We start from the raw sequence: 20,222 nt of genomic DNA, 5'->3' as shown, positions 1-20,222 counted from the left end.
GAAAATAACGGGAGGCAGTGATGCGGTCAGCACAGGCGGAATCAAGCAAATGGCACTTGGCCGAAAGCGTCGCCGAACGTGTTTTCGCGATCTATTCTGAAGCTTTTGGATCGATTGAACCCCTCTTCGAACATGTGGGGCAGAGGCCTGACGGCCGACGTACGCTGAGCAGCCTGCCCGTGGCAGATCTTGCCCGCATGACCAGCTTCGCCATCAATCAACTGGCTCGTCGCGACGCGGTGATGGCGGGCCGCCAAGGTTTACGCGGATGCGACTGGCGCGTGGTGATGTACAGCCTGACGAGTGCACGCACTCTGCGTGAAGCAATCGTGCGATGTTGCGAGTGCTTCGAAGCCATCGACTGGCGATGCGGCAAGATGACACTGCGCACGCATGGCGACACGGCTCAGCTTGAACTTGAAGCGGTACGGGCGGGCGGATCTACACTAGGAGGCTGCTTGATTGACCTGTTTGGCATGACCGAGGTTCACGGCCTGCTTGGCTGGCTAATCGATCATCCCATAGCGGTTCGCGATGCATGGCTGAATCATGCCCCGGAAATATTCGAAGGGCTTGATTTGCCTGACCTGCCATTTCTTCTCCGTCTCGATGAGGGTTGGAACGGCTTTCAATTTCACGCGTCGCTTCTCGACTATCCAGTGATGCGCAGTTGGGAAGACCAGCAGCAGCGTCCGCTCAGCAATCTGTTGTTCGTTTCAAGCGCAAGGGACACGGATCGTATGCCGGTTGAAACCCGCGTGCGTGGCATTGCCATGGCAGCGCTCAAGAATGAAGGGCGGCTTCCCGCCTTCGGAGAACTCGTCAGCGCCTTGGGAGGCAGTGAGGCTACGTTGCGGCGCCAATTGGCGCGCGAGGGTACCAGTTATCGGCAAGTGCGCGAAAGCTGCCGCCGTGAATTGGCGCTGCACCTTTTACGTCGGACATATATTTCGATCGAAGATATCGCTGGTCAGCTTGACTATTGTGACTCGGACGCTTTTCGCCAGGCTTTTCGAGCGTGGACCGGGTATTCACCGACAGCTTATCGTGATGGTCATGGCGTAGGCGGACGGAGATAAAAAACCCTGCCTCCGCAATCCGGAAGCAGGGTTTAAGTTCGAACATTATTGAACGCTTACTGCTCAAAAAGCTTTAGTTTCACCATTTGAAGTTCAGCGTCGCTCCAAATTCCCGCGGGTTCGTCACGTTCACAGTACGATAGCCGGAATCCAACACCGCGCCAGGCGTCTGTGTCGGGGTGACCGCATTCCCTAGCGAGATATTGGTTATCCGCTTTTGGTTCAGAAGGTTGCGCGCGAAGGCAGTGATTTCCCACTTGCTGTCTGGTCCGCGCAAGCCGACGAACAGGTTCAGCAGTTCGCGATCCTGATATCTAAAGTTCACACGCTCAGAGGTGAAGCCCGGGCGATAGTTGAACAATGCGCGGACAAACGGCGTATAGTCGCCGACGGGGAAGCGCAGCTCCGTGTTAGCAGTAAGGGAGAAATCGGGAGTCTCAGCGAGACGGCCGTTGGACGCGCAATAGCTGACATTTCCATTGCCAGTAATGACTGGTGTTCCATTCTGATTCGGAACGCCTGAGCCGTCAAAGTCATTACAGGGCAGCAAGGCATTGCTGTAGCGCGCCCGGGTATAAGCAGCCGCGATTCCTAGATCCCAGGTGTCGATGAAGCGGGCGTCGATCGTGGCTTCTATGCCCTTAACCTTGGCGTCGCCATTGTAGTTAAAGTCAAAAGCGCCATTGGTGGATTCGCCCGGCTGGATCGGCGGGCCGAAAGCAGTGCAAGCGCCAGATAGTTCAGGGCAGTTGTATTGGATGCTGGTGAAACGGCTGAGGAAGCCGTCAAACTTCTGATAAAAAGCCGCAACGCTGTAGTTCACACGCTTGTCCATCAGCGCGCCCTTCAGGCCAACCTCGAATGAATCCGTCTTTTCACCACGGGTCGAAATGAGATCGTCGCTGATGCCTGCGGGCACCGAAACGCCGGTACTGCCGCTTCGGAAAGCCCGACCGTAGGCAGCATAGACATTCAAGTCGTCGCTGATGGCGTAATTGATGGTCAGGCCACCGGTAAGCGGCTTATCGGTACGTCTTTGCAAATCCGCGGGGATGATTTCCGTGGGCCCGAGGACCGGCGGCAATGTTGCAAGGAGTGGATGGGCTCCGAAGAACAGCGTCTGCTGCGTAGTCTGGTTGCCCTTTATAATTGAATAACGGATGCCCCCCTCAACTGTCAGCGGGCCGCTCTTATACCGGAGGTTCGCTGCGAACGACCATGTTTTAGTGTCAACCGGGACGACTACATTAACACCGATGGGAACGGTGTTTGGCGATGGAATTACGATCTGAGATCCGTCCGGGAGCTCGAACGGCACTGGGATAATCGCATCAGGCCCCAAAACCGGAGCGATGAAGCTGTCGGCCCGCTGATTAACTACAGTCGTGCCAGTCTGCTTGGTGTAGAACGCGCTGACGCCACCACCGAGACCTTCGTCGTTATTTGTCTGCCAGCGTAACTCCGCCGTACCCACCTTATACGGAACTCTGACACTGGACGATGAGATATAACCGGGCACCGTGTTCGCAGAATCATTGTCACGCAGGGTGGTTAGCTTACTAAATTGATGGCCGCCTACGAACGACACAGTGGACCCGCCCAGATCATAGTCGAGCGCGAGATTTAGTAGATGGGTCCTATTCTGTATGCGGAAAGTGCCTTCGGATACCGCCCCGTAATCGGATACGCTCAGCGCAGGGCCAGATCGGGCTGGGTTGAATGCAAAGGGCGCGTTGCCGGTGCCGATAACCTGCTGAAACTGGGTGTTGTCAGCGTGAAGATATTGGTAGGTCAAATAAGCGCTGAATGCGTCACTCGGGCGCCAGCCCAGTGTGGCGCGAACACTCTGCGTGTCACTGCGTGAACGTTCGCCGTCGCGGTTCAAGTTCCTGACCTGGTTCAATCGATTACCATCCACCACAGCGGCAACTCGCAGCGCCAGCTGCTCGTTGAAAGGCAAGGAAACCCCGCCTTGGACGTTATATCCCGCTCGGTCGGTAGCAGTCGCTTGGGCATAGCCTTCGGGGCGGTCGAAGTTGGGACGGCGTGTGCGGATGGTGATTGATCCAGCAGGAGCCGAAAGGCCTCGCAAAAGACCCTGCGGGCCGCGCAGCACTTCGATCTGCTCGATATCGTATATTGCAGTATAAACCGTCTGCGCGTCGGTGGGGATTTCATTATAATAGACGCGGACCGCCGGTGCTGTGCCTTGATCGGGATCGAAGGTTATGCCGCGCAAGGTCGTCGTGTTGTTTCGACCGGTCGTGTTGGTCAGCTCAAGACCTGGCGCGAGCTGCTGTACATCTTTCGCATCGAAAATATTGAACTTCTGGATTTGCTCACCGGTAGCAACGTTCACCGACATGGGAACGTCTTGCAGCCGCTCTTCACGCCGCGTCGCGGTAACGATGATGTCGCTAGTGGATGTTTCTGCGCCCGCCTGAGCGTAAGCCACGCCAGGAACTCCAAAGGCAGAAACGCCAGTGCACAGGAGCGCTACGCGTGTAGCACGCTTCATTCGCATCGATAATCCTCCCCAGAGGTGTTGCTGATAAACGGCTCTTATGAATTGGCCGTTTGCGTGCACTATATCGGAGGGAAAAACGTAGGCAATAGTTTTTCTGAACGGCTACGTGCGAAATGAACCTCATGCGCAAGATTCCGCAACGCGTTAGGAGTGGTCCAGGCTACGCCTGCCACTTGATCAATGAACGGCTCCCGGCGCAAAAACGCCGCCGCAGAAAAGGCCTGTCAGGCGGCGTGCGTGCGCATTCAGATGGACCGGATCAATGATATTGTCCGCTTCCCCGGTGAAAAAGCGCCGGTGGGATTCCGACAGAATCAGGCTGGTGAGGGACTCCGCTGCGAAGGCGACATCCTGTTCAGGAATCGTCCCCTGATCCACCAATGACTGGAGGAAAGCGATCAGCGGGTCGAGATAACGACGCACGACCACCTGCTCGATATGCGGCCGCGCTTCTTCCATGAAGGACGGGTTCAACATTAGGAGGCGGCGCATGCTGGTGGCATAGGGTTCGCAGACTTCGACCAGGCAGGCTTCGACGAAGGCGAGCAGACTTTCCCGCCAGTCGGGGCGCGGTGGAATGGTGACGGGGCTGAGCGCGTAACCCAGCATTTGGCGGACGACAGCGGCAAAAAGCGCCGTTTTGTTGGGATAATAGGCGTAGACTGTTTTACGCGACAAACCGGACGCGGTGATGATGGAGTTCATCGTCAGGCTGGGACCATGTTCGGCGAGCATTTGCATCGCGGTGTCGACCAGGCGCTGTTCGACGTCGCCGCTTTCTTCGCGGCGGGGGCGGCCCGGACGGCGGATGGGGGGAGGGGAAGTCATGAAGGAAAGCATTGGCAAAAAAAGATTGGGATGAAAATAAACAATCTTGTTTCTTTTTTTCGGTCCGCTATTCGAGAGGCCGTTGATCGAGATTGGAGGTCATCCACTTGCCGCACCTGTCGGGTTCGCGCCCCCTGTCCCTCTTCCTGGGTGTGCTGCTGTGCGGCTGTGCGCCGTCGGTCAAGCTGGCGCGTCCCAACATCAGCCTGCCAGAGCGGTTCGAGGCCGCGCCCTCAGCGGTGGCTGACGAAAAGCTCGACCGATGGTGGGAGCGTTTCAGCGATCCGCAACTTTCCGCACTTGTGGAACAAGCGCTGGCGCAGAATACCGATGCGCGGTCAGCCTATTTCCGGTTGCGGGAGGCGCGGGCGATACGCGACCAGTCGCTGTCGCAGCGGTTGCCCACGGGTGCGATCAGCGGATCGGCGCAGCTGCAGAATGGCCGCCAATTGTCCGGCGTGGACCTGTTCGGTTCCACGGCACAGAGCGATAGCCAGTCGCTCGCCTTCAGCCCAAGTTGGGAGATCGACCTGTTCGGCAGGCTTGGTGCGATCGGGGAAGGGGCGCGAGCCACCTATGTGGCGGCAGCCTATGATTATCACGCCGCGCGGTTGAGCCTGGCCGCTGACGTCGCCAGCGCATTGTTCGAGGCGCGCGGCCTGGCGGTACAGCGCGACGATGCGCAGGAAGGTTTGCGGATCGCGCGCGATCTGGCGCGCGCGTCGAAACTCGGGCGCGATCGCGGGCTGATCGCAGCGTCGGAAACCGCACGGCTGGAAGGCGACGAGGCGACAGCGCAGGCAGAGCTTACCCGAATCGAGACAGCGCTGCGGAACGCCAAGCGATCGCTGCTGGTCCTGATCGGATCGCCGGGCGCGCCGACGAGCAGCCTCGCCATCGAGGCGCGGCTCGACACGCCGCCGCCGGTCCCGGCCTCGATGCCCGCCATGCTGCTGGCGCGTCGTCCAGACATATTGGCCGCCGAGGCGCGGGTCGCGGCAGCCACGAGCGCGGTCAAGGTCGACAGGCTGGCCCTGTTCCCGCGCTTCACCCTTCAAGGCAATGGCAATATCAGCCGCACCGCCGGCCCGGCCGTGGGCATTTCGAGCATCTGGTCGATCGCAGCCGGATTGAGCCTGCCGGTACTGGACCGCACGCGGCTGATGGCACAGCTGCGCGCCACGCAGGCACAGGGTGAGCGCGCCGTGGTAAGCTATGAGGCGGCTGTGCAGGCAGGCTTTCGCGATGCCGACATCGCGCTTGCGCTGGTTGCAGCCGATCGGGCGCGATTGGCTGACCTCAGCTTTGCAGAGGAGCGGGCGCGCTTTGCGTTCGACGCTGGGCGCAAGGGCTTTGCCGCAGGCCTGACCGACCTCACCACCTTGCTCCAGTCCGAACAGACCTGGCGCGCCGCGCGCCGGGCGCTCACCAATGCGCGGACGCAGGCGCTGACCAACGTCGTTGGCGCTTTCCGGGCGCTGGGCGGCGGATGGAATCCCGATGATCCCGCGACGGCGCCTGAACAGCCCGCCGTCGCTTTGCCTATTCAGTCCAAGGAACTGCCGTGATCTTCAAGCCGCGTCCCCTTGCCATGACGCTTTCCCTGACGCTGCTGCTCGCCGCTTGCGGGGGGAGCACGGACGGGGCGAAGGAGCCGCCGCCGCCGACCGTCAGTGTCGCGCTGGTCGTCGAACGGGGATTGGCAGGAGGGCTCAGCGCTTCGGGCCGGTTGATCCCGCGCGAGGAAGTGGCGGTCGCGCCCGAGCTTTCCGGCTATCGCATTGCGCGCGTCATGGTGGAGGAGGATGCCCGCGTAGGCGCCGGACAGGTGCTGGCGGTGCTGGACGACACACTCCTGCGGTCGCAGATCGATCAGGCGCGCGCGCAATTGAGCCAGCAGCAGGTGGCCTATGAACGAGCGCGCATGGAAGCAGGACGCGTCGCGGGGCTCGACAATCAGGGCGTGCTTTCACAGGAAGCCATCGACCAGCGCCGCATCGCTGCCCGGTCGGCACAAGCCGCCGTCGGCGTGGCGAAGGCGCAGCTTGACGACCTGCTGACGCGTCAACGCAGGCTGATCGTGCGGTCGCCCGTCGCGGGGCGGGTGCTGCAACGATCGGCACGGCCGGGCGAACCATCGGCCTCGGGCACGATACTCTTCACCATCGCGCGGGACGATCTGGTCGAACTGGAGGCGGAAGTCCCCGAAGCGGCGATGGGCACATTGTCGATCGGCGATCCGGTCGCGGTGACTTTGGCGTCGGGCACGAAGCTGACCGGCAAGGTCCGGCTGCTGGGCGCGCGGGTGGATAATCAGACAGGCTTGTCACGCGCGCGCATCGCGCTGCCGATAAATCCCGAACTGCGCCCTGGCGGTTTTGCCAAGGCGGATTTCGTGAAGGCCACAGGATCAGTGCTGAGCGCGCCTGAACGCGCGGTCCATTATGATGCCGATGGCGCCTATATGCTGCTGCTCGACAAACAGGACCGCGTGCATCGCGCATCGGTGCGCACGGGACGGCGCGCGGCAGGGATGGTGGAGATAGTGAGCGGCGCGAAGCCCGGTGTTCGGGCTGTATTGGGCGGCGGCGCTTTCCTGCTCGAAGGCGACCGCGTGCGGATAGCGCCGAGCGGGAGGCCATAGACATGCGCATTTCCGCCTGGGCGATCCGGAATCCGATCCCCGTCGTCTCGCTGTTCATATTGCTCACGATCGCGGGGATCGTGGCCTATGTGGGGCTGCCCATCAAGCAGTTCCCCAATGTGAACTTTCCCGTCGTCAGCGTGACGGTCACGCAAAATGGCGCGGCGCCGAGCGAAGTCGAAAACCAAATCACCCGGCCAATCGAAAATGCCCTGAGCAGCGTCGCGGGGGTCAAGCACATCAGTTCGACGGCGGTGCTGGGATCATCGACCACGACGGTCGAGTTCGAACTGCACAGCGACATGCAGAAGGCGACGGACGATGTCCGCACCGCTGTCGAAAGAGCGCGCATCGATCTGCCGCCGGGCATCGACCCGCCGCTGGTGCAGCGGTTGGACATCGATAGCGCGCCGATCCTGACTTATGCCGTAAGTGCGCCGGGAATGGGCGATACGGAACTGTCGCGCTTCATCGACAAGGTGGTGACGCGCGCGTTGCAGGCGCAGGCGGGCGTCGCGCAGGTTCACCGCATTGGCGGGGCCGACCGCGAAATCAACATCGTGCTGGATGCGCAGCGCATGGCGGCATTGGGCGTCACCGCGCCGCAGGTGAACAATGCCCTGGCCGCGTTCCATAGCGACGATCCGGGCGGCCGCGCCGATGTGGGTGCGGTGGAACAGACGATCCGCGTTCTTGGATCGTCCATGACCATCGACCGACTGCGTGAACTCGCCATTCCGGTGCAGGGCCGCTACGTCCGCCTGGCCGACATCGCGGAGATTGGCGACGGATCGGCCGAGCAGCGCGGCTTTGCGCGTCTGGACGGCAGGCCGGTTACGGCGATTCAGGTCAGCAAGACGCGTGAAGCAAGCGACATCAGTGTCGAGGACCGGGCGATCAAGGTGATTGCCCAGCTTCAGGCCGATCATCCCGGCGTCACCTTCACCAAGCTCGTGTCGACGGTGGATTCGACGCGGCGGACCTTTGCATCGACCCAGCATGTGCTGATCGAGGGCATCTTCCTGGCGGTGATCGTCGTCTACATCTTCCTGCGCAACTGGCGCGCGACGATCATTGCGGCAGTGGCCATGCCCCTGTCGCTAATCCCGACCTTCGTCCTGATGTCGGCCATGGGGTTCAGCCTCAACAGCATCACTTTGCTGGCACTGACGTTGGTCATCGGCATTCTGGTAGATGACGCGATCGTGGAGGTCGAGAATATCGAGAAGCGGATCGAGACGGGAGAGACGCCCTATCGTGCAGCCCTGATCGGTGCCGATGCCATCGGGCTTGCGGTGATCGCCACCACCGCGACGATTATCGCGGTGTTCGCGCCGGTGTCGCTTATCCCTGGACAGGCGGGGCAGTTTTTCCGCGAGTTCGGCCTGACGGTCGCGGTGGCGGTGCTCTTCTCGCTGGTGGTCGCGCGTCTGTTGACACCGCTGATGGCTGCCTATTTCCTCGTTCCGTTGAAGGATCGCGCGCATCGGGAGAAGCGGCCGGTCAACCCGATCTATGGCCGCATATTGGATTGGGCGCTGGCGCATCGCTGGAAGACGATGGGAATCGGCGCGGGAATTTTCGCCCTGTCGCTTCTGCTCGCAAGCTTCGCTCCGGTAGGTTTCCAGCCAGTCGGCAATCCGGGTTATCTTTACATCGCCGTGCAGGGACCGCCGGGCGCGACGCGGGACGACATGGCGCGGGCGGTCAATGATGCGACCCGCATGTTGTCGGCAGAGCCCGCCGTGGAGCGCGTCTTCGCCCAGGTGGGATCGACATCGGGCGGCTTCAGCGCGGGCGACGACATGCGCACCGGCACGTTGACGGTGGTGTTGAAGCATGATCGCGATGTGACGACCGACGAATTCCGATCGATCATCCGGCCGAAATTGCGCGACATTCCGGACGTTCGTCTGTCGAACCAGGGTACATTCGGATCGGCATCGGTGAACATCGTCCTTGCCGGTGAGGACGGCCAGGCGCTGGAGCGCACGCAGACCGAATTGCTGCGACAGATGCGCAAGGTGCCGTCCATTTCCGACCCGCGCCCAGCGCCTCCGCCTGCCGGGCCCGAGCTGATCGTGACGCCTCGGGCAGAGGAAGCGGCGCGGCTGAACGTGGACAGCCGGACGCTTGCCCAGGTACTGCGCATCGCGACCATCGGCGACATCGACGCCAGCGTGGCCAAATATTCGGATGGCGACGAACGCGTGCCGATTCGCGTACGCCTGCCCGAAGGCGCGCGTCAGGATCTGGACACGATCGCGAACCTGCGCGTGCCCACGCTTGATGGGCAGACGACGCCCTTGTCGACGGTCGCGGACATTCAGTTCAAGGCGGGGCCGGGCAAGATCGTGCGTTATGACCGGGAGCGGCGCGTGTCGGTCGAGGCTGACCTGGTAGCCGGGCGAACGCTTGGCCAGGCGCTGCAGGAGGTCGCCGCGCTTCCCGTGATGCGGAACCTGCCCCAGGGTGTTCAAGAGGCCAAGGTTGGCGATTCGGAGGCGATGTCGGAACTGTTCGGCGGCTTCATGCTGGCGATCGTGGCGGGTATCGGGCTGACATTTTCGGTGCTGGTGCTGCTGTTCAAGGGCTTCTTCAAACCGGCCGTCATTCTGGCGGCGCTTCCGCTGTCGCTGCTTGGCGCTTTTGCCGCGCTGGTGCTGTTCGGCAAGACGCTGGACCTGCCAGCGATGATCGGCTTGCTAATGCTGCTGGGGCTGTGCGCGAAGAACTCCATCCTGCTGGTGGAATTCGCGATCGAGGAGGAGCGGGCGGGAACGCCGATGACGCAGGCGCTGCGCAATGCCTGCCGCGAGCGCGCGCGGCCGATCGTCATGACGACGGTCGCGATGGCCGCGGGCATGTTGCCCACTGCGCTGGGGATCGGCGAGGGCGCGGAGTTCCGTCAGCCGATGGCGCTGGCGGTGATCGGGGGGCTGATCACCTCGACGGCCTTGTCGCTCATCTTCGTTCCTGTGATTTACGAGATTGTCGATAGTATCGAAAGGTGGATCGCGCCGCGCGCCGCTCGCCTGGTTACGCCGCGTCAAGCGGGGGACGACGATCCTTTTCCCACATGATGAAAAAGTTGACAGGCGATCACTAATTACTTGACCTATCGCACAAGCATGTTCAATTAGAGATGCCTTTTAGGCACTCTCCTACACCTACTTGGGCCGGCCAAAAGCCGGCCTTTTCTTTGCCTGTTGCAATGGGACGCAAGAGGAGCGGGCACAAAAAAGGGCGCTTTCGCGCCCCTTTTCTTTTCATTGCTGCAGGCTGACCGGTTCAGGGCAGCTTGGCAAGGTCCGCATCAATCGCGGCAAGGCGCGCGTCGGTGACATCGTCAGGCGCATATTGCTGGATCGACTTCAGCGTCATGGCGCGGGCCATGTCGACCTGATCATTGGCCGTCATACCCGGGATATGCTTTTCAATGATCGCCTTGGCGGCGGGGTTGTCCAGCAGGACGCCGAGTTCGGTGTCGGTCGTGTTAAGCTTGGCATGGGCCGCATGTGCGGGGGCCGGGCTGGCAGCCGTCTGCGCGAGCGCGGGGGTGGCAACCGACAGAGCAGCAGCGGCAAGAATCAAAAGACGCATAAACAGGATCCTCCATTATGACCGGGCCTATATCGCACGGCTACGTTCTAAATTCAAGTCACCAACTTGCGCGGCCCGCCATAAAAAGTTCGACCGTCTGGCGCGCAGCTTTAATGAACTCCGCTTCCTTGATGGGGCCTGCGCTGCTTTCCTGCAATTCCCACCCGGTGATGGCGGATACGAACATCCGCGCGATCGCGGAGGGATCGCGCGCAGGAATGCCGTCACGCTTCGCCGCTTCGCTGATGTCGTTGCTGATCAGGCGGACGATGTAGAGATAGCCTGCCTCATACATCGCGCGGGCAAGTTCAGGGAATCGCTCCCGGTTTGCGAGCGTCAGGAGTTGAAACGCATGAACCTCCGTCTGAAGGACGGACCTGGCGATGGTCTGGGCATGATGGTGGAGCCGCTCGGCAATGTCGTCGGTGAGCAGGTGATCCTGCTGCGCCGAGGCGAGGGACCATTGACTGACCCGGTCCTGGATGACGGTGGTGAACAGCGCCTCCTTTGAAGGGTAGCGCGCATAGAGCGTACCCTTGGACACGCCGGTTTCCGTCGCGATATTTTCCATCGCGACGCCGTCATAGCCCAATTCCAGGAACATGCGCGTCGCCGTCGCAAGGATGGCTTTGTCGATCGCCGCAACCTGCTTTGCGTCGGGGCGGCCCCGCTTGGGGGTAAAGGTTTTTTCCATCTTAGTAGCTGGCATGATCACTTCTCTGACTCAAGCCATCGGCGGAAGCAATGGCCTGTCCCAAATCAATCGAACGCCCCCGATCGAATATTGACGCCCGTCGTTTCAGCCCATAGTATGAAAACTGCCGACATGCTCAAAATGTCCCACCAGCGGAGAGGCTGAACATCATGAAGAATTCCTCATCAATCCTGTTGCTCGCAATAGCCGGGACGATGCTGACGCCGCTTGCGGGACATGCCCGTGATACCAAGACCGCTGCAGAGCGCCGGGCGGCGGAAACGCTCGCGAAAATGACGGATGAAGAAAAGATCCGGCTGATCCACGGGCCGATGACCGCGCTGGTGCCTGTAGCCAAGAGGCCGAAGGACGTGCCCATCAGCGCGGGATATATCGAGGGCGTCGAGCGGCTCGGCGTTCCGATGCTGGTCGAAAGCGATGCGAGCCTGGGCGTGTCCAATCTGATGGAACAGCGCAAGGGTGACGTGGCCACGGCTCTGCCATCGGGACTTTCGCTGGCTTCCACCTGGGACCCGGAAATCGCGCGCGCGGGCGGGGCGATGATTGGTGCCGAAGCGCGCGCCAAGGGCTTCAACGTGATGCTGGTTGGCGGCGTCAATCTGGTCCGCGATCCGCGTGCGGGCCGCAATTTCGAATATCTGGGCGAAGATCCGCTGCTGGCGGGTGAATTGGTCGGCAATCAGATCAGTGGCGTGCAGTCCAACAACATCATCGGCACGATCAAGCATTTCGCGCTCAACGATCAGGAAACCGGACGCAATATCGCGTCGGTAAACATGGATGAGCAGGCCATGCGCGAAAGCGATCTGCTAGCATTCCAGATAGGCATGGAACGCGGCAATCCTGGCTCAGTCATGTGCGGCTATAATCGCGTCGGCGGTACTTATGCATGCGAGCACCCCTTCCTGCTGAACGACGTGCTGCGGCGCGACTGGGGGTTCAAGGGCTATGTGATGTCGGATTGGGGCGCGGTGCACTCGACCGAAGCGATCGTCGCCGGGCTCGACCAGCAATCAGGCGAGCAGATCGATGGAAAGCCCTATTTCTCCAGCCTGATGGTCGAAGCGGTGAAGGCTGGCAAGGTGCCGCAGTCGGCTGTAGACAAGGCAGCAGGACGCGTCCTTTACGCGATTTATGCCCATGGGGTGGCCGACAATCCGCTGAAGGCAGGGCAGCCGATCGACTATGACGCCAATGGCGACATCGCACAGCGGGCCGCCGAACAAGGCATCGTCCTGCTGCGCAACGAAGGCGGCATCCTGCCCCTGGCCGCAACGGCGAAGAAGATACTGGTTGTCGGCGGAAATGCCGATGTCGGCGTCCCGAGCGGCGGCGGATCGAGCCAAGTCAATCCCGTGGGTGGGTTGAAGCGCGTCTCCAAGCCTGCCGAGGGTGGTCCGGCCGCTGGATTTGCGCGGCGCGGCTATGGCGGCACACCGCCGCTCGACGGACTGCGCGCGGAATTCCCTAATGCGGCGATCACCTATCTGGACGGTAAGGACGTCGCTGCCGCCGTTCAGGCCGCGAAGGCTGCGGACATCGTCATCGCCTTTGCCGAGAAGTATGCGACCGAGGCAATGGACCATAAGGACATGTCGCTGGGCGAAGGTCAGGACGAACTGATCGATGCAGTCGCAAGCGCGAACGGCAAGACGATCGTCGTCCTGGAAACCGGCAATCCCGTGCTGATGCCTTGGCAGGCCAAGGTGCCGGCAATCCTTTCGGCCTGGTATGGTGGCCAACGCGGCGGCGCAGCCATCGCGCGCGTCATCAGCGGCAAGGTGAACCCGTCCGGCCACTTGCCCGTGACTTTCCCGGCCTCTGTCGATCAGTTGCCAAATCCGGTGCTGCCGGGATCCGACGCGCCGCCAGCGGACAAGGAAACCCGCGCCATTTATGGCCTGCAAGCCGGTCTGAAGCCATTCGACATCGTATATCCCGAAGGATCGGACGCCGGGTATCGCTGGTTCGACAAAAAGGGGTTGAAGCCGCTTTATCCCTTCGGCCACGGTCTCAGCTACACGCAGTTCCGCTATGAAGGGCTGAAGGTGACCGGCGGCAAGACGCTGTCGGTGCGCTTTACCGTGGCCAACAGCGGCCAGCGGGAAGGCGCCGACGTGCCGCAGGTCTATGTGACCCGGCCGGGCAAGGCCAAGCGGCTGATCGGATGGGCGAAACCGAACCTGAAGCCTGGCGAGAGCAAGGAAGTCACGGTGACCGCTGACATGCGCGTCCTGGCCGACTATGATGCGAAGGCGAAGCGCTGGGTGGTCCCGGCGGGCGACGTCAAGGTGGAGGTGGGCACATCTGCCGCCGATCCGGTGCTGACCGGCACGGCTCGGTTGAACCGCATGACCCGGAGGCCCTGAGCCATGATGTCCAAGCGTTTGATTAAAACTTGCCTGCTGGCAGCCACCGCGATACTTGCGGTTGCGGAGGCCCCGGCCTTTGCAGCTCCACTCGACGATCATTTCCAGCACCCCCCCATGGAGGCGCGGCCCCGGCTACGCTGGTGGTGGCCGGGCGATGCGGTGACGGACGAAGAATTGCGGCGTGAGATCAAGTTGATGGCGGACACGGGCTTTGCCGGTGCCGAAATTCAGTCCTTCACGCCCAATTTCGTGACGTTGACGCCGGACGAGAAGCTGCGCGTCAATCAATATGCCGAACCGTCCTTCTTCGCGCATGTCCGCACCGCTGCGGATGCCGCAAGGCAGGCTGGTTTGACGCTGGACTATACGCTTGGGTCATCCTGGCCATCGGGCGGCGGCTTTGCCATCACCCCGGAACTGGCCTTTACCGAGCTTGCCATGGCGAGCACTGAGGTGAAGGGTGGCGAGGCAGGACCAATCAAGCTGAACATCCCCAAGCGCACCCGCCGCCTGGGTGCGCTGAGTTTCCTGGATGCGCGCGTCAAGGACCCGAAGGTTGCCGATTGGGGCAAGCGGATGGACGCCCGCGCCCGCACGGTGGCTGTGGTTGCCGTGAAGGGGAAGGCGCCTGTGCTGCAGCCGTCCGCGCCCGGCGCGATGGGCCTTACACTGACGCCATGGCGGGACGTGGTGACGGCGGGAACGCTGGACCCGTCCTCCAGCATCCTCCTTACGGACAAGATGAGCGATGACGGCACGCTGAACTGGACCCCGCCGCCGGGCGATTGGCAGATTTTCGTGTTCCGCCAATATGCGTCCGATGTCGGCGTGCTGGGTGCAGCGGGACAGGGGCCGCAGCTGATCCTGGACCATATGAACCCGCAAGCCTTTGCGACGCATGCCGCGAGGGTTGGCGATCCATTGGGCAAGAACCCGGCCGGTATCCGGTCGACATTCGTCGACAGCCTGGAATTGATGCAGGATATTCAGTGGGGACCTGAATTGCTGCAGCAGTTCAGGAAGCGGCGCGGCTATGACCTGACGCCCTATCTGCCTTTGGTCGTGCAGCCGGGATGGATGCAGGCCTGGGCCGAACATTGGTCGCCCCCCTATTTCGATACGCCGAACAGCGATCTGGCGGAGCGGGTGCGCGCCGACTATCGCCGCACGGTGTCCGACATGATGATCGAGGGGTTCATCCAACCTTTCGTCGCATGGAACCATGCGCGAGGGCTCAAGGCAAAGTTCCAGGCGCATGGTGGCGCGTTCGACACGATCCGGGGATATGGGCTGGCTGATATCCCCGAGACCGAGGACCTGCCGCATGAAGGCGATCCCTTCTTCATGCGGATGGCGCGGTCGGGCGCGCATCTTTATGGCCGGCCCATCGTGTCGGCAGAGAGCCTGGCATGGCCGAACCGCCCCTATGAGGTAACGCCGGATGAGATGCGCCGCAGGATCGATGCGCTGATTTCGGGCGGGGTCAATTCGATGATCCTGCACGGATATAATTACCGTTTCCATGCCGAAGACTGGCCCGGTTGGCACGCTTTCCAGCCAAGCCCCTTTGCGGGCGGCTTTTCCAGCATGTTGAACGAGACCAATCCGGTGTGGCCCGCGATGAAGCCGATGGCGGCCTATATCGGCCGCTTGCAAGCCGTGATGCAGGCAGGCGAGGCGGTGGTCCCGGTCGCCTATTTCTACGGCCGCTACGGCTATTATATCGGCATCGAGGATGATGGCGCGGGCAAGCAGGCAGCCGAGAAGGCGTTCCTGGCGGGTGGCTATGATTTCGACCGGATCAATCCCGATTCGATCGCGCATGCCCGGATCGAAGGAAAGCAGCTCGTTTCGCAGGGCGGCCAGCGCTATCCGGTGCTGGTGCTGCCGCCGATCGACGGCATCCAGGCAGAGACGGCGGAGGCAATCGCGCGGTTCGCAAAGGCGGGGTTGCCGATATTCTTCACCGACCGCGCTCCATCACGTGACGAGGGGTTGGCCCAGGCGCGCCAACGCGATGCGCGGGTGAAGAAGGCGATCGCGGCCGCTTTGAAGGCGGGGGCAAAGGTGGTGCCCGCTGCCGGGTTGACGGATAGTCTGCGCGCGGCGGCGACCCCGGCCAATCTGCGCTTCACCGGCGATGCAGCCGACCTGTATTTCGTGCAGCGGCGCGTCGACGGCCGGACGGCGACCTTCGTTTATAACCGGGGGCAGGCCGACCGTCAGGTGACGGTGACGTTGCCGGGCGCGGGCGGCGTCACGCGTTGGAATGCGATGGATGGGACGGTGACGCCCGTTTCCGCGCAGGCCGGGGGACAAGGCACGGACGTGCCGCTTAGCCTGGCGGCGGGAGAAAGCGCCCTGCTGATGCTTGATCCGCAGACCAAGGCTGTCACCATCGCGGCTGCGGCGACGGTGGGCAGCGTGGCATTGCCGGTGGATGGCTGGCGGCTTAAGGCCAATGGTCATGTGCAGCGCAAGCCCTATGCGCATGACTTTGCTTCGGCCAGCTTGAAGGATTGGGCGGAGGTGCCGGAACTGTCGCGCTTTGCGGGAACGGCGACCTATAGCCGAGCGATCAGCGTCGATGCCGGCTGGCTGACCAAGGGTACGCGCGTCATCCTCGACCTTGGCAAGGTGCATGATGTCGCGACGGTCACGGTCAACGGGGAGAGCCTGCCCACGCTGTTCAGCGCTCCGTTCCGCGTCGATGTGACGAAGCTGGTTCGCGCGGGCAAGAACGACATCAGTGTCGCGATCGCCAACGTTCCGCAAAATGCGATGATCGATCCCAAGGACACGATCTACAAGAAGCTGAAGCCCGTCCCGGCGGGCTGGGTCGGACCTGCGAAACTGGAGGCACAGCGTTGAGAGGGCGGCGCTTGGCCGCTGCGCTTGCTTCCTGCCTGCTGATAGCGGCTGCCCCGGCCGCCCCTTCGCCAGAGACGGAACTGAAGTCGGTCAACCCGGAGTTGCGGCCTATCGCGCGCGGCATCATGCAGGCGCAGCGGAAAGGAGCGACGTACAAGCCTTGGAAGCCCGGCCGTCTGCCCGCAGGGGTTGAGGAACGGCAGGCGCCGGGATCGCGCGGGCATCCGCCCGTGCCGGTCTACGTCGTGAACGCCGGTGCGGAGCAGGGGCCGCCGCGCGGGGCGATCTTCTTCGTTCATGGCGGCGGCTTTATCGGCGGCGACGCGCGGGAGAATCTGCCTGCGCTCAAGAGCCTGGCCGAGCGGCTGAACTGCGTGATCGTGTCGGTGCAATACCGGTTGGCGCCGGGGACACGCTTTCCCGGGCCGCTAGAGGATGCCTATGCGGGCCTGAAATGGCTGCACGGCAATGCCGCCACGCTGGGCGTCGATCCGCGCCGGATCGTGGTCATGGGCGAAAGCGCGGGCGGCGGCCTGGCTGCCATGCTGACGATCGCCGCGCGGGACAGGGGCGAAGTGCCGGTCGCGTTCCAGGCGCTTGTCTATCCCATGCTGGACGATCGGACGGGATCGTCGCGTCCGGTGCCGCCGCATATCGGCCAGCTGATCTGGACGGCGGAGTCGAACCGCAAGGGCTGGCACGCGCTGTTGGGGCGGCGTCCCGGTGCTGCCACCCAGCCTGAAGGATCGGTGCCCGCGCGCGTGAAGAACCTCAAGGCTCTTCCGCCGACCTTCATCGGCGTCGGGTCGATCGACCTGTTCGTCGACGAGGATGTGGAGTTCGCCCGCCGCCTCATCGATGCGGACGTGCCTACCGAATTGCTGGTGATACCGGGCGCCTTCCACGGGTTTCAGATGATCGCGCCGCGCGCGGCCATATCCCAGCAATTCAATGCCGCGCTGGAAACAGTGCTTGCCCGTGCCTTATCGCCGGAGAAGAAATGATGAAAATGCGCACCTTGCTGGCCGCTTCGCTGATGATGGGCGCTGCGCCCGCCGCTATCGCTCAGCCCGGTGGAGCCGAGGGCTGGATCAGTCATGCGGAGGCGGGGCCGGCGGTGCGTCCGATCGTCCTGCATTTCCGCCGCACCGTCACGCTGCCCGGCAAACCGCGCGCCTACACGGTGCGAGTGACGGCCGATAACCGATTCATATTGTTCGTGAACGGCGCCCGCGTTGCGACCGGTCCTTCGACAGGCGATATCCTTCACTGGCGTGAGGAGAGCATCGACCTCGCCCCCTATATGAAGCGCGGCGTCAATGTCGTCGCGGCGACGGTGTGGAACGGCGTGCAGCCGCTGAAGCTGCCCGCTAACCCAACGCCTGCGCAAGTTTCGGCGGCGCAGGGAAATTCGCTGTTCACCAACACAGCGCCGTTGTTTCAACAGAGCGTCGCGACCGGCTTTCGCCTGATCGGTGAAGGCGATGCGGCGGAGCTGTCCACAGATCGCGCGGGCTGGCGGGTGAAGCGCGACCAGGGCCGCGGCTTTGTCAATGGCTGGGGGCAAGTGAAGCGATGGTATTATGTCGCCGGAAACCCCGAAAAGATCGACGCGGCAAAGACTGACTTCGACGCCGCCGGGCCGCAGGAGAAAGGCGAGGGCTGGCAGGACGCGGTTCCCGCTCCCGATGCGGCGAAGCGGACGTTGGTGCCCGACCGGCTGCCGCAGCAATCCTATACCCCGGTGGCAGCGGGCAAGGTGGTGCGGACGGACCTGCCCGCCGCCATGACCTTCCCCGCGCGGGCGGTGACGATTCCCGCCAACAGCAAGGCGACATTGCTAATCCAGCGCGACGCGATGGTCTCAGCTTATCCGCAACTCGATGTGTCGGGCGGGAAGGGTGCTTCGATCAAGCTGCTGTGGGCAGAGGCGCTGTATGATGCGAAGAGCCGCAAGGGCGACCGGAACCTGATCGAGGACCGCAAGCCGATCGGCATATGGGACAGCTTCATAGCCGATGGGGAAAAGCGCAGCTTCGCGCCGCTCTGGTGGCGGACCTGGCGCTATGCGGAGATCACGGTCGAAACCAAGGATCAGCCGCTGGTATTAGAGGGATTGCGCGCCTACGAAACCGGCTACCCGTTTCAACAGGTTGGCAAGTTCGCGAGCGATGATCTTGAACTTGCACGGATTTTCGACATTGGCTGGCGCACTGCGCGGATCGACGCGCATGAAACCTATATGGACACGGCCTATTGGGAACAGCTGCAATATGCGGGCGACACGCGCCTTCAGATGCTGATTTCCTATGCCGTTTCGGGCGATCCGCGCCTGGCCGAGCAGGCGATCGACGCCTTCGCCGCGTCGGATGCCGAAGGCGGCCTGATGGAAGGCGCATGGCCGACGCGCGGCAACAATGTGATCGCGCCCTTCGCGCTGATGTGGGTAGGCATGCTGGACGATTGGCGATTGCGCCAGCCTGACGCTGCACCGATCGTCCGCAACATCCCGCGCATGCGCCGGGTGTTGGACTGGTTCGAAGCCTACCGCCGCCCGAGCGGCCTGCTCGGCAAGAACCCGCAATGGAATTTCATCGATTGGGTAGGCCAGCCGGCGACCGACCGCACCATCTTCCCGTCCTACGGAAAGACGGATGAAAGCTGTTTGATGAGCGTCAGCTGGCTTGGCGCGCTTCAGCAGGGGGCGGCGATCGAGACTGCCTTTGGCGACAGCAGCGTGGCACAGCGCTACGCGGCGCGTGCCGACACCGTCAAGGCCGCGATCCGCAACCGCTGCTGGGTTCCCGCCCGGGGTCTCTACGCGGACAATCCCGATGGCGACCGGTTCAGCCAGCATATGAATGCGCTGGCCATCCTCTATGATGTCGCCACCCGCGACGAAGCCGGGGCGATCATCGACCGTATCATGGTGCCGGGCAAAGGCATCGACGCGCCGGAAGGGATCACCAGCGTCAGCTATTATTTCTCATGGTATCTGGCTCAGGCTCTGGTCCATGCCGGGAAGAACGACCGCTATCTCGACATGCTCAAGACGTGGCGCGATCTGCTGGCAATGCACTATACGACTTGGCCGGAAGAGCGCGACGATGCGGGCCAAGGCGGGAAGGGCCAGTCGACCCGTTCCGACAGCCACGCGTGGAGCGCACATCCAAGCGCCGATCTGCTCGGCATCGTGGCAGGCATCGGCCCCGCCGCGCCGGGCTATGCGAGGCTGAAGGTCGAGCCTGCGCTGGGTTCGCTCAAGAGCCTGTCCGCGACCGCTGCCACGCCGCAGGGGCCGGTCAGCGTTCGCTATCGGATTTCCGGCAGCACCCTGAATGCGCAAATCACCCGGCCAGCCGCATTGCCGGGGGATTTCCTTTGGAACGGCAAGCGCTATCCGCTCACTCGCACGACGACAAAGCTCAAGGTGCCGCTCCGCTAGAGGGGCAGCGCACTCAGCGCTTCGGGGCGTCCTTCGCCCCGAAGCCATTGAGGTCGATTTAACGGAACAACGCGCCGTCCACTCCTGGGTGATCGCACCCTGCTGGCGTTAGGCGGATCGTCCATTGCGCTCCGACGG

Annotated in this window: 12 protein-coding genes; 8 read left to right on the top strand and 4 right to left on the bottom strand. The window is 62.5% G+C overall.

The window, feature by feature from the left end; all coding sequences use genetic code 11:
- Nucleotides 1-56: 56 nt before the first annotated feature.
- Complete coding sequence (locus tag NCHOL11_RS15795) at nt 57-1,079, top strand: helix-turn-helix domain-containing protein (RefSeq protein ID WP_176502324.1); 1,023 nt, start codon at nt 57-59, stop codon at nt 1,077-1,079.
- A gap of 79 nt (nt 1,080-1,158) precedes the next feature.
- Here the strand turns inward: NCHOL11_RS15795 and NCHOL11_RS15790 are convergent, their stop codons facing one another.
- Complete coding sequence (locus tag NCHOL11_RS15790; protein ID WP_176502323.1) at nt 1,159-3,534, bottom strand: TonB-dependent receptor; 2,376 nt, start codon at nt 3,532-3,534, stop codon at nt 1,159-1,161.
- Nucleotides 3,535-3,783: 249 nt separating this feature from the next.
- The gene (locus tag NCHOL11_RS15785) at nt 3,784-4,434 is read right to left on the bottom strand and encodes a TetR/AcrR family transcriptional regulator (RefSeq protein WP_176502322.1); all 651 of its coding nucleotides are present in this window, start codon (nt 4,432-4,434) and stop codon (nt 3,784-3,786) included.
- Between the two features lie 92 nt (nt 4,435-4,526).
- On the opposite strand from NCHOL11_RS15785, the gene NCHOL11_RS15780 reads away from it, so the two are divergent.
- From NCHOL11_RS15780 to NCHOL11_RS15770, 3 genes are read left to right on the top strand one after another with little or no spacing between them, the layout of a single operon-like run.
- A complete protein-coding gene (locus tag NCHOL11_RS15780; RefSeq protein ID WP_097093529.1) occupies nt 4,527-6,002 on the top strand; it encodes an efflux transporter outer membrane subunit in 1,476 nt (491 codons plus the stop codon).
- On the top strand, nt 5,999-7,078 hold the full coding sequence (locus tag NCHOL11_RS15775; RefSeq protein WP_097093528.1) for an efflux RND transporter periplasmic adaptor subunit: 1,080 nt from the start codon (nt 5,999-6,001) through the stop codon (nt 7,076-7,078). Before NCHOL11_RS15780 ends, NCHOL11_RS15775 begins: the two co-directional genes overlap by 4 nt.
- A gap of 2 nt (nt 7,079-7,080) precedes the next feature.
- Nucleotides 7,081-10,161, top strand: coding sequence for an efflux RND transporter permease subunit (locus NCHOL11_RS15770; RefSeq protein ID WP_097093527.1), 3,081 nt, complete (start codon nt 7,081-7,083; stop codon nt 10,159-10,161).
- A gap of 208 nt (nt 10,162-10,369) precedes the next feature.
- On the opposite strand, the gene NCHOL11_RS15765 is transcribed toward NCHOL11_RS15770, so the two are convergent.
- Together NCHOL11_RS15765 and NCHOL11_RS15760 are read right to left on the bottom strand one after the other, a co-directional pair.
- Complete coding sequence (locus tag NCHOL11_RS15765; RefSeq protein ID WP_097093526.1) at nt 10,370-10,681, bottom strand: hypothetical protein; 312 nt, start codon at nt 10,679-10,681, stop codon at nt 10,370-10,372.
- A 58-nt stretch (nt 10,682-10,739) separates the two neighbouring features.
- The gene (locus tag NCHOL11_RS15760) at nt 10,740-11,375 is read right to left on the bottom strand and encodes a TetR/AcrR family transcriptional regulator (RefSeq protein WP_217991106.1); all 636 of its coding nucleotides are present in this window, start codon (nt 11,373-11,375) and stop codon (nt 10,740-10,742) included.
- 170 nt (nt 11,376-11,545) lie between these two features.
- Here NCHOL11_RS15760 and NCHOL11_RS15755 point away from each other — a divergent pair, with 170 nt between their 5' ends.
- Genes NCHOL11_RS15755 through NCHOL11_RS15740 form a run of 4 tightly spaced genes read left to right on the top strand, consistent with a single transcriptional unit; the run spans nt 11,546 to nt 20,084 of the window.
- Nucleotides 11,546-13,765 carry a glycoside hydrolase family 3 C-terminal domain-containing protein gene (locus tag NCHOL11_RS15755; RefSeq protein WP_176502320.1) on the top strand — a complete coding sequence of 740 codons (2,220 nt, stop codon included), beginning with the start codon at nt 11,546-11,548 and terminating at the stop codon, nt 13,763-13,765.
- A gap of 6 nt (nt 13,766-13,771) precedes the next feature.
- Nucleotides 13,772-16,639: a glycosyl hydrolase gene (locus tag NCHOL11_RS15750; RefSeq protein ID WP_217991105.1), complete on the top strand. Its 2,868-nt coding sequence runs from the start codon at nt 13,772-13,774 to the stop codon at nt 16,637-16,639.
- Nucleotides 16,640-16,650: 11 nt separating this feature from the next.
- Nucleotides 16,651-17,643, top strand: a complete 993-nt coding sequence (locus NCHOL11_RS15745) for an alpha/beta hydrolase (protein ID WP_176502319.1) — start codon at nt 16,651-16,653, stop codon at nt 17,641-17,643.
- The gene (locus NCHOL11_RS15740) at nt 17,643-20,084 is read left to right on the top strand and encodes an alpha-L-rhamnosidase-related protein (RefSeq protein ID WP_176502318.1); all 2,442 of its coding nucleotides are present in this window, start codon (nt 17,643-17,645) and stop codon (nt 20,082-20,084) included. The genes NCHOL11_RS15745 and NCHOL11_RS15740 overlap by 1 nt, the downstream gene beginning before the upstream one ends.
- Nucleotides 20,085-20,222: the final 138 nt, after the last annotated feature.

The sequence above is a fragment of the Novosphingobium sp. Chol11 genome (assembly GCF_900218065.1).
GTDB classification, from domain to species: domain Bacteria; phylum Pseudomonadota; class Alphaproteobacteria; order Sphingomonadales; family Sphingomonadaceae; genus Sphingobium; species Sphingobium agri.
The sequence above is the reverse complement of the archived record's forward strand: the minus strand, read 5'-3'. Positions and strand labels throughout refer to the sequence as shown.